Annotated in this window: 15 protein-coding genes; 5 read left to right on the top strand and 10 right to left on the bottom strand. The window is 55.0% G+C overall.

The window, feature by feature from the left end:
- The first annotated feature begins 50 nt into the window (after positions 1–50).
- A complete protein-coding gene (gene matP, locus WFK59_RS02875; RefSeq protein ID WP_143807274.1) occupies positions 51–518 on the top strand; it encodes a macrodomain Ter protein MatP in 468 nt (155 codons plus the stop codon).
- 116 nt (positions 519–634) lie between these two features.
- Here the strand turns inward: matP and ompA are convergent, their stop codons facing one another.
- Together ompA and sulA are read right to left on the bottom strand one after the other, a co-directional pair.
- Positions 635–1,702, bottom strand: a complete 1,068-nt coding sequence (ompA, locus tag WFK59_RS02880; protein WP_094120105.1) for a porin OmpA — start codon at positions 1,700–1,702, stop codon at positions 635–637.
- Between the two features lie 350 nt (positions 1,703–2,052).
- On the bottom strand, positions 2,053–2,544 hold the full coding sequence (gene sulA, locus WFK59_RS02885) for an SOS-induced cell division inhibitor SulA (RefSeq protein ID WP_233984697.1): 492 nt from the start codon (positions 2,542–2,544) through the stop codon (positions 2,053–2,055).
- 211 nt (positions 2,545–2,755) lie between these two features.
- Here sulA and WFK59_RS02890 point away from each other — a divergent pair, with 211 nt between their 5' ends.
- Positions 2,756–3,385, top strand: coding sequence for a TfoX/Sxy family DNA transformation protein (locus tag WFK59_RS02890; RefSeq protein WP_233984696.1), 630 nt, complete (start codon positions 2,756–2,758; stop codon positions 3,383–3,385).
- Here the strand turns inward: WFK59_RS02890 and yccS are convergent.
- Both yccS and WFK59_RS02900 read right to left on the bottom strand, forming a co-directional pair.
- Positions 3,382–5,541 carry a YccS family putative transporter gene (gene yccS / locus WFK59_RS02895; protein ID WP_336754966.1) on the bottom strand — a complete coding sequence of 720 codons (2,160 nt, stop codon included), beginning with the start codon at positions 5,539–5,541 and terminating at the stop codon, positions 3,382–3,384. The genes WFK59_RS02890 and yccS overlap by 4 nt on opposite strands.
- Complete coding sequence (locus tag WFK59_RS02900) at positions 5,525–5,965, bottom strand: YccF domain-containing protein (protein WP_233984694.1); 441 nt, start codon at positions 5,963–5,965, stop codon at positions 5,525–5,527. Before WFK59_RS02900 ends, yccS begins: the two co-directional genes overlap by 17 nt.
- 122 nt (positions 5,966–6,087) lie before the next feature.
- Between WFK59_RS02900 and helD the strand changes: the two genes are divergently transcribed.
- A complete protein-coding gene (gene helD / locus WFK59_RS02905; RefSeq protein WP_233984693.1) occupies positions 6,088–8,142 on the top strand; it encodes a DNA helicase IV in 2,055 nt (684 codons plus the stop codon).
- A gap of 1 nt (position 8,143) precedes the next feature.
- On the opposite strand, the gene mgsA is transcribed toward helD, so the two are convergent.
- Together mgsA and WFK59_RS02915 are read right to left on the bottom strand one after the other, a co-directional pair.
- Complete coding sequence (gene mgsA, locus WFK59_RS02910) at positions 8,144–8,602, bottom strand: methylglyoxal synthase (protein WP_233984692.1); 459 nt, start codon at positions 8,600–8,602, stop codon at positions 8,144–8,146.
- Between the two features lie 68 nt (positions 8,603–8,670).
- On the bottom strand, positions 8,671–9,312 hold the full coding sequence (locus WFK59_RS02915; protein WP_233984691.1) for a YccT family protein: 642 nt from the start codon (positions 9,310–9,312) through the stop codon (positions 8,671–8,673).
- 176 nt (positions 9,313–9,488) lie between these two features.
- Between WFK59_RS02915 and WFK59_RS02920 the strand changes: the two genes are divergently transcribed.
- Positions 9,489–9,902, top strand: coding sequence for a CoA-binding protein (locus WFK59_RS02920; protein WP_336754968.1), 414 nt, complete (start codon positions 9,489–9,491; stop codon positions 9,900–9,902).
- Positions 9,903–9,938: 36 nt separating this feature from the next.
- Here WFK59_RS02920 and hspQ read toward each other — a convergent pair whose 3' ends face one another.
- Entirely contained in the window at positions 9,939–10,256 is a 318-nt protein-coding gene (gene hspQ, locus WFK59_RS02925) for a heat shock protein HspQ (RefSeq protein ID WP_094120097.1), read from the bottom strand.
- A gap of 59 nt (positions 10,257–10,315) precedes the next feature.
- Complete coding sequence (gene rlmI, locus WFK59_RS02930) at positions 10,316–11,506, bottom strand: 23S rRNA (cytosine(1962)-C(5))-methyltransferase RlmI (RefSeq protein ID WP_233984689.1); 1,191 nt, start codon at positions 11,504–11,506, stop codon at positions 10,316–10,318.
- An 85-nt stretch (positions 11,507–11,591) separates the two neighbouring features.
- On the opposite strand from rlmI, the gene yccX reads away from it, so the two are divergent.
- The gene (gene yccX, locus WFK59_RS02935; protein ID WP_336754969.1) at positions 11,592–11,870 is read left to right on the top strand and encodes an acylphosphatase; all 279 of its coding nucleotides are present in this window, start codon (positions 11,592–11,594) and stop codon (positions 11,868–11,870) included.
- Positions 11,871–11,883: 13 nt separating this feature from the next.
- Here the strand turns inward: yccX and WFK59_RS02940 are convergent, their stop codons facing one another.
- A complete protein-coding gene (locus WFK59_RS02940; RefSeq protein WP_336754970.1) occupies positions 11,884–12,210 on the bottom strand; it encodes a TusE/DsrC/DsvC family sulfur relay protein in 327 nt (108 codons plus the stop codon).
- Between the two features lie 108 nt (positions 12,211–12,318).
- A complete protein-coding gene (yccA, locus tag WFK59_RS02945; protein ID WP_031376104.1) occupies positions 12,319–12,972 on the bottom strand; it encodes an FtsH protease modulator YccA in 654 nt (217 codons plus the stop codon).
- Positions 12,973–12,988 lie beyond the last annotated feature (16 nt).

The raw sequence follows: 12,988 nt of genomic DNA on the forward strand, positions 1-12,988 counted from the left end.
GGAAAAAAGCTGTTATTCTTAGCTCGTTACGTGATCACGATGAGATTCCGATGAAATACCAGCAACTCGAAAATCTTGAATGTGGATGGAAATGGAAATACCTGGTGAAAAAACATCGGGAAGGTGAACTGATCACGCGTCACCTTGAGTTAAGTGCGGCGCAGGCGGCAGTCGATAAACTGCTGGCGATGGAAAATAATCCGGTGACGGTCAACGAATGGATTGCAGAGCACATTCATCCGGATCTGGATAACCGGTTAAAACAGACCATCCGTGCGCGTCGCAAACGTCACTTTAATGCTGAACATCAGCACACGCGTAAAAAGTCTATCGATCTGGAGTATCTGGTCTGGCAACGACTGGCTGGACTGGCGCAGCGGCGAAACAGTACGTTATCGGAGACGGTGGTCCAGTTAATTGAAGATGCTGAACGCAAAGAGAAGTACGCTACCCAGATGTCGAGTCTGCGGGAAGATTTACAGGCGATTCTCGGTAACTCGGGTTCAGAGAAAGAGTAAGCCAGCTCTCAGGAGCCACTCATTTTAGCTGGCAGAGCGTCTCAGAGCAGGGTCGCTGACCGGAACGATGACATAAAAAAACCCCGCCTTAGCGGGGTTTTTTATTACGTGTAAACTTAAGCCTGTGGCTGAGTTACAACGTCTTTGATGCCTTTAACGTCGATTTCTACACGACGGTCCGGCGCCAGGCAGTCGATCAGGGCATTACGGCCTTTCACGCTGTCACAGGTGTTGCCGGTAACTGGGTTAGATTCACCCATGCCACGTGCAGAGATTTTGTTAGAAGGAATACCTTTAGATACCAGGTAATCTACCACTGACTGAGCACGTTTCTCAGACAGTTTCTGGTTGTACTGCTCTGAACCGATGCGATCGGTGAAGCCCAGTACGACAACGGAACCATCTTTAGGATCCATTGAGCTCAGCTGGCTGTACAGCTGATCCAGAGCCTGCTGGCCTTCTGGCTTCAGGGTAGCTTTGTTGAAGGTGAACAGAACGTCAGACTTCAGAGTGAAACGCTTGGTTTCAACAACTGGCGCTGGTGCTGGTGCTGGAGCCGGTGCTGGAGCAGCTTCATCCTGACCGAAGCGGTATGAAACGCCTACGCTCAGCATGCCGTTGTCCGGACGGGTACCAACGGTCTGTGCATCACCGATGTTGTTAACCCACTGGTAATCCAGACGGGTTGCCCAGTTTTTGGTCAGCGCATACTCAACACCAACGGCAGCCAGCGGAGAAACGCCGGTGTCGTGGTCGCTGATGCGGCCAGTAGTTGGGTTAGTCTGGGTTGCGTCTGCACGCCATACCATGCCGCCCAGACGAGTGTACACGTCCAGATCGTCATAGATTGGGTAGCTCAGTTTAGCTGCCAGCTGAACGCCCTGTGCTTTGAATGCGCCGTTAGTCACGTTGCCTTTGTTAGGCATGCGACCCAGCCAGTCATAGCCCAGCTCGAAGCCCAGGTATGGATTTGCCTGGTAACCAACGAATGCACCTGCACCCAGCTGGCTTTCGTGAGTTGGACCGTCATTGTTTTGGTAACCGTTACCGTAGTAACCAGTGTCGTGATACTGAGACCAGCCCAGTTTAGCACCGGTGTACCAGGTGTCATCTTTCGGAGCGGCCTGCGCTACGGTAGCGAAGCCAGCCAGTGCCACTGCAATTGCGATAGCTGTCTTTTTCATTTTGCGCCTCGTTATCATCCAAATAGGCAATGAGCAAAAAGGTTGCTCTTGGTTTAATCCTTCGCCGGGTCAAAACGCTCGCTTATGACTCTACCGCAAAAAAACGGAGGTTATTGAGCACCCTGGCGAGATAAAGTCTACAACGAGATTGGAAACTTACAAGTATGATGTGAGGCGCTTCTGTAAAAAAACAGAGATTTATACACAAATTCTAACAATTAGCCTGGTGTTATTGTCGTGGCTCAATGCCCAAAAAAACTGCTAAACCATTGTCAACGCTCGAACTAACAGAATCAGTGGTTTAGCGACAACAGATAAGAAATAGTTCTTGAGAAACTTCTGATTTTTACTTAATGAAACAAATCCGACTGAATTTTTAGCGCATTTTGTGGTCCGAGAGGCGCTTCTGGTGATCCACTCGACCGTAAAATCAATCCCAGGGCATCACCTTCCGCTGCCGCATTTTCCAGTTGACGTCGCTCATCTTCATCCAGTTCGTACGGAATCCATGCCAAAACGACACTATAATTTCCAGTCCGCAGCGCTTTAATCATCGCCTCAACCGCGTTCAGACGCTCAGAATCAGCAATATGCATGCTTTTATCCAGTGGCAAACCGGATTGCTGCAGCCAGGCGCGATTCAGTTTATGTGCCGGCGTTAACCACAACTGCCAGCGTGATTGCTGACTCAACTGCTGCAGCAGCGGCAACAATAACATCTGCATCATTCCAGGCTGCTCACTATAGCGTAACTCGGTGATCCAGCCACGATGAGAAGCGGGGACAGAAGAGGACGCGTAATGATGAGCATAGCGTGCATTATTCGGATGTTGTGTTCGCATAAGTTAATCACTCAGCAGTGGACTGTATGAATATACAGTACTGTCGTTCCGCATAAAGATCAACCCAAATTTCTGAAAACGCCTCGCAAAAACACCACAAGGTTAGCTGAACCGTTAATTATTCATTGAACCTGCAAAGGCTTTTTCCTATCTTCTAATTGCCTGAAAGCAAACGTGATTTCAGATATTTCTATAACATGGAGGTGGTGTGATGAAAAAGGTTAATCCGATTGTCGAACGCTCCCGGGAACGTCTGGCCCCGCTGGGAACCATCGAGTCACGCACCCAGTTTGGCGGCTATGCGCTGGCCGTGGAACGGGTGGTTTTTGCTTTAGTTAACAATGATGCACTTTACCTGCGAGCCAGCGAACCCCTGCGGGAATACATTACGCAGCGTCCGCTGGAGCCACTGGTATTTCGCAAGCGTGGCGTGATGGTCAGCCTGAACTACTATCGGGTTGATGACGCGCTCTGGCAGGAACCGACGCATCTGCTGAGATTATCAGCCGCGTCGCTGGAGACCGCTCAGTTCGATCAGCATCATAAGCAGTCATCCATCCGGTTAAAAGATCTTCCTAACCTCAGCGTACGCCTGGAGATGATGTTGCATGAAGCGGGCATCCTGAACGTACAGCATCTGTATGACATTGGCGCTAAGCAGTGCTGGCTGAGGCTGAAAGCCGTCAACCAGCATGTAGGATTGCAGACGTTGCTGGCGCTTCAGGGGGCGATATCAGGCCATCATTATGCGGCCCTGCCGCTGTCGGTCAGGGCGGAGCTGAATGCCTGGTTTCAGCGCACCGTACTGATGACGCTGAACCCAAAGAGCGGCGGAAGTTAGTGAGAATTTAGCGTGCGGCGCAGGCGGGCCACGTCTGGCATCAGCGCCACCAGCAAGCCGAGTTGCTGTAATACCAGTGGCGCGCGCGTATCCGCATCGGCGGCCAGCTGGCCGATTCGCTGGGTAAGGAGTTGACGCATCTCCTCCGCCTGCTGGTCGCTGACGACGTCCGTTTGCAGCACATCCTCGACATAACAGACGGTGTCATCCAGTAAGGCGAGCAGTTGCGGCTCATCAATTTTATCGCGATGCGCTCCCAGCGCAGAGATATAGCTCAGGAATGAGTGATTAGAGCAGAGCAACTGGAAAGCGGACTCACGCATCGTCTGACTGGTGCGGCTTTCGCTGCTCATGTTCGACACCACTGAGGCCAGCTCGGCATCGGCATTATGCGCATCCCGCCGGGCAATACGATAAGCAAGGCGGTTATCTTTGCCCTGATGGTACTGTTCCATGATGGCATCCAGGTAGCGGCAGTTGGCCTGTAAGGTCCGTTCTGCCACCGCCGGAAGCTGGCGAAAGCGCCAGTCAGGCCAGATAAAGGCGACGGCCAGCCAGGCCAGGCCACAGCCCAGCAGCGTATCGACCACGCGCGGTAATGCCACTTCAAAGCCTTCGCCCAGCAGGTTGAAACAGAGCAGCACCAGCAGGGTGATGAACAGCGTTGCCTGGGCATACTGTACCTGTCTGAAGGCGAAAAACAGCACGCCGCTGATGACAATCAGAATCAGCTGTCCCTCGACAGAAGGGACCAGCCAGAGCACCGGCAGACCAATCGCGATCCCCGCCAGCGTGCCACCAATACGCAACGCCAGCCGCCGTTGTGTCGCATTGTAGTTGGGCTGACAGACGAACAGGCTGGTGAGAAGTATCCAGTAACCCCGTTCCAGGCCGGTGACCTGAATGAAACCGTAACCGATACACAGCACCACTGACATCCGCACCGCATGACGGAACAGCGCGGAGGCGGGGGAAAGGTGGCGACTGAAACGCAGTCTGATATCGCTCCAGCCATTTAATCCCTCGCGCGACAACAAATTATCGCTGTGTTGAGGATCTTCACCCGCCAGCGTCTGTTCTGATTCAACCGAGGCCAACTGCGCGTCAATAGCCCGCAGGTTGCGCAGTAGCCAGTAAAGCGCACGGGTATGGGTCGCCTCCGGCTCACGCTGCTCCAGCCGTTCTATCGCCTTCTGCAGCCGTTCAAAAGCCCGCTCAAACCGGCTGTCATGAACCCATCTCTCCCGCATCAGGATCGAATGTGCCAGCTGGCGACAGGCCTGGGCCTGCATATTCAGCAGACGCTGAAACCGGAACAGAATTTCGTTGTAGCGCCAGTCGCCCCGCAGCAGATGATATTGCAGATGGGAGGAGCTGGCCCGTTCGTGGATGTCCTGCGCCACAAAGTAGTAGTGCAGGCTGCGACGGGTGCCGCGTGAACCGCGATCGCCTCGCAGGCGACTCTGCAGCGTGGTCTTGGTCAGATTGAGCTGCGCCACTAACTGACTGTTAACCATCGCGGCATCGATAAAGGTGGCATCGTCCTGTTCGCCCGCATCCGGATCGAACAGATTTGCCTTGGCATCCAGATAACGCGCCAGTTGGGAAAAACTGCCCGCCAGTTGTTCCTGCACCGGCCGGACCGGAAACATCAGATGACCGAGCAGGGTCAGCAGGTTATACCAGAGTGCGCCTACCAGCAGCAGCATCGGCTGCATATACCACTGGCTGAACAGCCCAATGCCGAGCATGGTGTAGACCGCAATCAGCAGCGCGCCAAACGCGATGGTGGCGTAACGCTGGCCGAGAGCACCCAGCAGGATGAAACCCCAGGTCGATATCGCCAGCCCGGCCATAAAGGCCAGCGGATAGGGGAACAGCAGTTCAACCGACACCGAAGCGATACAAAAACAGAGCAGGGTGATCAGCAGATTCTTCAGACGCCCGGTCAGCCGATCGTCAAGGTCAGCCAGCGCGGCAGCCACCACGCCCAGTGTCAGAGGGATGGTCCACTCAATCTGCTGCAGCCACCAGGGAATGGCCGCACACCCGCCGAGCGCAAACAGAATGCGCAGCAGGTAGCGCCAGGTACTATTAAACAGATACTGCCGCCAGCCGGGCAGGTTCTTCGACATCATACTAATAGCGACGGGCATTGGCTTCGCGCGCGGCGCGCGCCTCTTCTACGGAGACCACGCGGCGTCCCACCGGCCACAGGGCAATGGCGGCAATTTTGAAGTTGGCGATACCCACCGGAATGCCGATGATGCTGATGCACTGCACAATGCCGATCGAAATATGAGACAGGCAGAGCCACCAGCCGAAGAAGATCAGCCAGAAGATATTCAGCAGGGTTCCGCCGGTGTTCATGATGTGGCTTTTACTCTCCGGGCGCAGGACATCAACGTGTACCGCCTCATTACCAAAGGGTAACAGTGACAATCGGGTAATCTCCCAGCAGGAGCGGGTCAGCGGCAGGGTAAAGACCAGCACAATGCTGATTAAGGTGGCAAACAGCCAGCTCAGAGTGGTGAAAAAGCCACCCAGAACAAAATTAAGGACGTTTAATACGGTGCGCATGACATTTTTTCCTTTTGCATTCCGCAAGATGTGACGCCAAGTTTAGCCTGTTTTAAGGCTGGAGCGCTAAGGGTCTGACAGGTAAACTCCCCCTAATCCTATTCTCTGACGTTGGTGTCGGCGTGGAACTGAAAGCAACCTCCATGGGCAAACGGCTTGCCCAGCATCCTTATAATCGGGTCCGTCTGATGGCGGCTGGCGTGGAAGTCAGTGGCGATAAGCATGAGTATCTGATCCCCTTCAATCAATTGCTGGATATTACCTGTAAGCGTGGGCTGGTGTGGGGAGAGCTGGAATTTTTGCTGGCGGATGAAAAAGTGGTCCGGCTGCATGGGACAGAATGGCAGGAAACGCAGCGTTTTCACCACTATCTGTTGCAATCCTGGCAGCAGTGGAGCCTGGAGATGAGTGAGGTGTGTCGCGAGGTGTTACAGGCGCTGCGCAGCGATATTGAAACGTTCACTACCCAGGATCGCTGGTTAAACCGTGGCGAACTGCTGGCGCTGAAAGCGAAGATCGTGAAACAGTTTGATGCCTTACCCTTGCCACTCACCCGACTCGGCGAGTTTGCGCAGTGTCGCGATGACTGGGAATGTTGTCAGCGCTGGCTGGAGCAGGGCGAAACGGCGCTGCAACAGCGCAATCGTGACTGGACCGCCGACATCCTGACGCGCTATCACGACTTCTTTGCCCGCGTGGAAAGCACACCACTCAATACCTCCCAGTGCGAAGCCGTGGTGAATGGCGAAGCCTCACTGCTGGTACTGGCCGGTGCCGGAAGCGGTAAAACCTCGGTGCTGGTAGCGCGGGCAGGCTGGCTGATGCAGCGTAAGCTGGCCAGCGCCGATCAAATCCTGCTGCTGGCGTTTGGCCGGCAGGCGGCAGAAGAGATGAACCATCGCATCCAGTCGCGACTGGGTGCCAGCGATATTCAGGCGCGAACCTTTCACTCGCTGGCCCTGCACATTATTCGTGAAGGCAGTAATAAGCAGCCGGCGATCAGCAAGCTGGAGAGTGACCCGCAAGCCCGCCGCGAATTACTGATCCACCACTGGCGTCAGCAGTGCAGCGAAAAAAAAGCCCAGGCGAACGGCTGGCGGCAGTGGCTGCGTGAGGAGCTGGAATGGGATCTGCCGGAAGGTGCTTTCTGGCAGGATGACAAACTGGCTAACCGACTGGCCACCCGGCTGGAGCGCTGGCTGAGTCTGATGCGGATGCACGGCGGCGCGCAGGCAGCGATGATCGACGACGTGCCTGACGAGATCCGTGAGCTGTTCAGTAAGCGTATTAAACTGATGGCTCCGCTGCTGAAAGCCTGGAAGAGCGCGCTGAAAGAGGAAGGGGCGGTCGATTTCTCCGGCCTGATTCATCAGGCGATTGCGATTCTGGATAAGGGCCGGTTCATCAGCCCGTGGAAGCATATTCTGGTCGATGAATTTCAGGATATCTCGCCGCAGCGGGCAGCACTGCTTACTGCGTTACGTCAGCAGAATAAGCGCACCTCGCTGTTCGCGGTTGGGGATGACTGGCAGGCGATCTACCGCTTTAGCGGTGCAGAGATGACGCTGACCACGGCGTTTCATCACTATTTCGGCGAAGGCGATCGCTGCGTGCTCGATACCACCTACCGCTTTAACGATCGCATTGGTGATATCGCCAATCGCTTTGTGCAGCAAAACCCACAGCAGTTACGTAAACCGCTCAACAGCCTGACCAAAGGCAATAAAAAATCGATTTCGCTGCTGCCGCAGGATCAGCTTGAGGGACTCCTCAACAAGCTTAGCGGCTACGCGAAACCGGAGGAGCGCATATTGCTGCTGGCGCGTTACCACTATCTGCGTCCTGAACTGATGGAGAAGGCAAAGACCCGCTGGCCAAAGCTCAATCTGGATTTTATGACAATTCATGCCAGTAAAGGACAGCAGGCGGATTATGTCATTTTGCTCGGCTTACAGCAGGGCAAAGAGGGTTTTCCCGCCGAGGCGCGCGAATCGATCATTGAACAGGGTCTGTTACCGCAGCCGGAAGCCTTTCCCGACGCAGAAGAGCGACGTCTGGCCTATGTGGCGCTGACGCGAGCACGTCAGCAGGTATGGCTGATGTTCGATAAAGCGCAGCCGTCGGTATTCGTCGCGCAGTTCCGCGAACTCGGTGTCCCGGTACTGCGCAAAGCCTGAGTTATTTTAGCCGTTCAGCCATATAGCGCGCGTAGTCGGGGATCAGAATGTCGACCTCGCGGGCAAACAGCGGAGACTGGATAATAAAGTCGGCGGTTGAACGGTTGGTGGCGACCGGGATGTTCCACACGGTCGCCAGACGCAGCAGCGCTTTCACGTCCGGATCGTGCGGCACCGCATTCAGCGGGTCCCAGAAGAACATCAGCGCATCAATTTTGCCTTCGGAGATCATCGCGCCAACCTGCTGGTCGCCGCCCATCGGGCCGCTCAGCATGGCGTTTACGGTTAATCCGGTATGGCGATTGATCAGTGTACCGGTGGTGCCGGTGGCGTAAAGCGTGTGCGGTTCAAGGGCTGGCTGGTTTTGTTTAACCCAGTCGAGTAAAGCGGCTTTGCAATGGTCGTGAGCAACCAGTGCGATATGTTTTTTTATGCCGAGGGTACGAACGGTCTGTTCCATAAAGGCTTCCTGATAAGCGCATGCGCCAGAATCGATGGCATGAGTTTACCCCTGGCCTTTCCTTTCTATCAACTTGTCCGTAACATTTTGACCAGCGTCATAAATTGCTGACGGGTTGCTTCATCAAAGCGCTGAAACCAGCGATGCAGTGAAGGCATCTCCGCCTGGGTCGTCCAGGCAAGATCGGCGGTTAACCGGGCGGAAGAGGGAGCTACATTCACTGACCGGGCAAACTGCGGCACGGAAGCGATTTGTCCGGTACGATTATAATTTAGCATCGCTTTTTCCATATCCGCGCTAGCGCTGGCCGGCAGATGGTCACGCATACTGGTAATCTCTTTGCCGCGCTCATCCACCAACTGGAAATTCAGGCTGCGATCAAAATGGACCCGATCACGTTGGGTTTCCAGCGACGGCAGCTTAATGGTGATGGTTTTGGCCACCGCGTTGAAAGTGACGATCATCGGCACGGACTGGTAGCGTTGAACCCTATCCGGTCGATCGTTGCGCAATTTTTCAACCCGGAATACGAACTGATGCTGGCCGCGATCCAGCTCTAAGCTGTCGGCACCTTTGAGGAGCGAGCCCGAAATTTTCCGGCCATCCAGCACTAACAGATCAATCTGCGGATCGAGCTTTAGGGTGATGGCAGAACAGGACGCCGAGACGAGGAGTGCTAATAACCCCGTGACGGCCAGCGACAGCTTCATTTCAACTCCAGTACCAAAGGGCGCAAGGGAAGGTGTGTAGCAAATTCTTACATTATGGCAGTTAATTTACATTTAAACATATTTATTCGTGCGCCGGTTCAATTAATTTCGCTGGCTGGATACCCGTTAACCGCTCTGCCAATCTACACTCAACGCTGGCCTGAAAGGAGAAAAGCATGAACGATCAGACAATTCGCGAGGTGCTGACACGCACCCGGCGCATCGCCTTAGTTGGCGCAAGCGATCGCCCGGAACGCCCGAGTTATGGGGTGATGAAGTATCTACTTGATCAGGGTTACGAGGTGATTCCGGTCAGCCCGAAACTGGCGGGCAAAACCCTACTGGGACAGCAGGCTTACGCCAGCCTGGCCGAAGTACCCGGCAAAATCGATATGGTGGATGTGTTTCGCAATTCGGAAGCGGCCTGGGGCGTTGCGCAGGAAGCGATTGCTGCAGGTGCGAAGACGCTGTGGTTACAGCTGGGGGTGATTAACGAGCAGGCCGCCGTGCTGGCGCAGGATGCGGGCATGACGGTGATCATGGATCGCTGCCCGAAGATTGAAATCCCGCGTCTGGGGTTAACGCGGTAGCAAAACAGGCGTGGCGGCCAACCGTGCCGCCACAGATTAATGTCGCAAATGAGGGGATTGCAATTGCTGACGCACTGACGCAGCCAGTTCATCCATTGACGGCTGTTCCGGATGCTCAACGCTGGTTTCACCGGCAAGCTGAATCTCAGCAACATAGGTATGCACCTGATCGCCTTCCTCATCTTCCATCACCACATGATACCAGGGCGCGCTGCGCAACTTCTCTTCTGCGCCAACTTCCTCAATTTTAGGCTCATCTAACGAGTATTCGGGATCGACATCGACGATAACGCCCAGCACACCAGACAAACGATGACGAACCTGCTGACCAATACCAAATTTACTGGCAATCATAGTGACCTCCGAAAAGAATGCTCTCTATCCAATATGGGGTCGGGAGCAGATTTTTCAAGTCACATGATCCGGCAGGCGAAGCCTTTCAGATAGAGTCCTTCCGGATAGCTGGCGATCACCGGATGATCGGCTGCCTGGCGGAACTGCTCGATGAACTGTACCTCGTGTCCGGCATCCAGCGCGGCATCGGCAATGATCTTCTGGAACAGATCGGTTGCCATCAGACCGGAACAGGAGAATGTCATCAGGATGCCGCCAGGATTAAGCAACTGGATCGCCAGCATATTAATGTCCTTGTAACCGCGGCAGGCGCCCATCAGCTGATTCTTGTTCTCCACGAACTTTGGCGGGTCCATGATGATCAGATCAAATTTTTCACCGGCGTCACGATAACGACGCAGCAGCTTAAATACGTCATCACGTTCAAACCGCGCGCGCGACACATCCAGCTGGTTAAGCTCAACGTTCTGACGTGCCACATCCAGCGCATCCTGTGAGGTATCTACGCTGATCACCTCTTTACAGCCACCCATTAGCGCAGAGACCGCAAATCCGCCGGTATAGGAGAAGCAGTTGAGCACGCGGGCGTCCTGTGCGTAGCGGCGCGTCGCCAAACGGCTGTCGCGCTGATCGAGGTAATAGCCAGTTTTATGGCCGCCCTGGATATCCACCAGCAGCTTCATGCCATGCTCAGTAATCGGCAGCAGCGGCGGCGGGATTTCACCGGTAACGGTGCCCTGCGCCAGCTCCAGTCCCTCTTTCTTGCGCACCGCAACGTCAGAGCGGTCATAAATGGCGCAGCCAGGGAAGCACTGCTGTAGCGCCGAGATAATGGCCGGACGCTGATATTCGGCACCGGCAGACAGCAGCTGCATCACCAGAAAGTTGCCAAAACGATCGATGGTGACGCCAGGTAATCCATCTGATTCACCTGCAATCAATCTATAGCTGTCCAGACCATCGCGAACCGCCAGCCATTCACGCCACTGCAGCGCCTGTTCAAAACGGCGGACAAAAAAGGCGATGTCGATGGATTCATCAGCTTGCCAGCTCCAGACGCGGGCGCGAATCTGCGACTGGGGTGACCAGGCGGCGCGGGCCAGCCATTTTCCGTTACTGTCGCAAACATCAATGGTTTCGCCCAGCTGTGCTTTGCCTTCCATGCGGGCAACCGCACCGGAAAAGACCCAGGGATGGCGACGGAGCAGGGACTTTTCACGTCCCTTTGCGAGAATCAATCTGACTGTCATAGTTTGCTATGCTTACCTGAAAAAATGAGGCGCCATTGTCCGGTGGATAACGGGAAAATGCAACGAACAGCAGCAGGAGTAACTTATGACAGCAACCTGTGTCAAAGCGTGGGTGCACGGTCGCGTACAGGGCGTCGGTTTCCGCTACAGCACCCAGGCCGAAGCAAAAACGCTCGGCCTGCATGGGCATGCGCGTAATCTGGAGGATGGCAGCGTTGAGGTACTGGCCTGCGGTGAGCCTGAACAGGTGGATGCGTTAATCAACTGGCTGAAAGCAGGCGGACCGCGCAGCGCCCGGGTCGATAAGGTGCTGGTGGAGCCGCACCATCCCGCTCAGCCGCCGCGCAGTTTCACCACCGGCTAATGGCAGTTCCCGGCTATAAGCATTTGGCCGGTTTTGACAGACCGGCGATTTTGGTCGCCTGTTTGGCTGGACCTTCAGGAAACAGACGAAACAGATAGCGGCTGTTGCCTTTCTCTTCGCCATATTTCTGTGCCATTGCCTTGACCAGCATTCGCACCGCTGGCGAGGTGTTGTATTCGAGATAAAATGCGCGCACGAAATGCACCACTTCCCAGTGGGCGTCGGTCATCTGGATACCTTCCTGCTCAGCGATATGGGCAGCCAGCGCCTCACTCCAGTCATCGCGATGCTTCAGATAGCCTTCGGCATCGACGGCGATTTCGTTACCGTTAAAATTCACGTTGGGTTCTCCTGAACAATGTCGGCGCAGTTTACCAAATTCGCCCGACAGGAAAAGCAAAAACCCCGCCGAAGCGGGGTTTGTCTGGGTATCAGCGGCGACAGCCAGTTAGTTACTGCGCGAGAAGCCGAGGATGCTCAGCAGGCTGATGAAGATGTTGTACAGCGAAACGTAGAGGCTGACCGTGGCGCGGATATAGTTAGTTTCGCCGCCGTGAATGATATTGCTGGTTTCCCACAAAATCGCTCCGGCTGAGAACAGGATAAACAGCGCACTGATCGCCAGATGCAGCGCCGGCAGTTGCAGGAACAGGTTAGCGATCACCGCCACCAGCAGCACCACAAAGCCTGCCATCATCATCCCGCCGAGGAACGACATATCACGGCGGGTGGTCAGCACATAGGCCGAGCAGCAGAAGAACACCAGTGCAGTGCCGCCCAGCGCCAGCGCGATCACATCACCCATGCCAGCGGTCAGGAACGAACTGAGGATCGGCCCAAGGCAATACCCCAGGAAGCCGGTAAAGGCGAAAGCGGCCAGAATACCCATCGGGCTATTGGCCAGACGGTAGGTCAGGAACATCAGACCATAGAAGCCGACCAGCATCAGGATCAGTCCCGGCGCAGGCAGGGCCAGCAGCGTGCTGGCGGTAGCGGTCACCGCCGAGAAGGCGAGCGTCAGGCCGAGCAGAAAATAGGTATTACGCAGAACTTTATGTGTCGTCAGCAGTGACGACTGCGATGAAGTGACAATTCTTTCCATGTTGCGCTCCTTTTAG

Source organism: Pantoea sp. USHLN298, assembly GCF_037149395.1.
GTDB lineage: Bacteria > Pseudomonadota > Gammaproteobacteria > Enterobacterales > Enterobacteriaceae > Pantoea > Pantoea astica.

Excerpts from the sequence above, each read along its gene's own strand:
- sulA (WP_233984697.1), bottom strand. The coding sequence starts at position 2,544 with ATGCGAACACAACATCCGAATAATGCACGCTATGCTCATCATTACGCG.
- hspQ (WP_094120097.1), bottom strand. The coding sequence starts at position 10,256 with ATGATTGCCAGTAAATTTGGTATTGGTCAGCAGGTTCGTCATCGTTTG.
- matP (WP_143807274.1), top strand. The coding sequence starts at position 51 with ATGAAATACCAGCAACTCGAAAATCTTGAATGTGGATGGAAATGGAAA.
- yccA (WP_031376104.1), bottom strand. The coding sequence starts at position 12,972 with ATGGAAAGAATTGTCACTTCATCGCAGTCGTCACTGCTGACGACACAT.
- yccS (WP_336754966.1), bottom strand. The coding sequence starts at position 5,541 with ATGCCCGTCGCTATTAGTATGATGTCGAAGAACCTGCCCGGCTGGCGG.
- mgsA (WP_233984692.1), bottom strand. The coding sequence starts at position 8,602 with ATGGAACAGACCGTTCGTACCCTCGGCATAAAAAAACATATCGCACTG.
- WFK59_RS02920 (WP_336754968.1), top strand. The coding sequence starts at position 9,489 with ATGAACGATCAGACAATTCGCGAGGTGCTGACACGCACCCGGCGCATC.
- WFK59_RS02915 (WP_233984691.1), bottom strand. The coding sequence starts at position 9,312 with ATGAAGCTGTCGCTGGCCGTCACGGGGTTATTAGCACTCCTCGTCTCG.
- WFK59_RS02900 (WP_233984694.1), bottom strand. The coding sequence starts at position 5,965 with ATGCGCACCGTATTAAACGTCCTTAATTTTGTTCTGGGTGGCTTTTTC.
- WFK59_RS02890 (WP_233984696.1), top strand. The coding sequence starts at position 2,756 with ATGAAAAAGGTTAATCCGATTGTCGAACGCTCCCGGGAACGTCTGGCC.
- yccX (WP_336754969.1), top strand. The coding sequence starts at position 11,592 with ATGACAGCAACCTGTGTCAAAGCGTGGGTGCACGGTCGCGTACAGGGC.
- rlmI (WP_233984689.1), bottom strand. The coding sequence starts at position 11,506 with ATGACAGTCAGATTGATTCTCGCAAAGGGACGTGAAAAGTCCCTGCTC.
- ompA (WP_094120105.1), bottom strand. The coding sequence starts at position 1,702 with ATGAAAAAGACAGCTATCGCAATTGCAGTGGCACTGGCTGGCTTCGCT.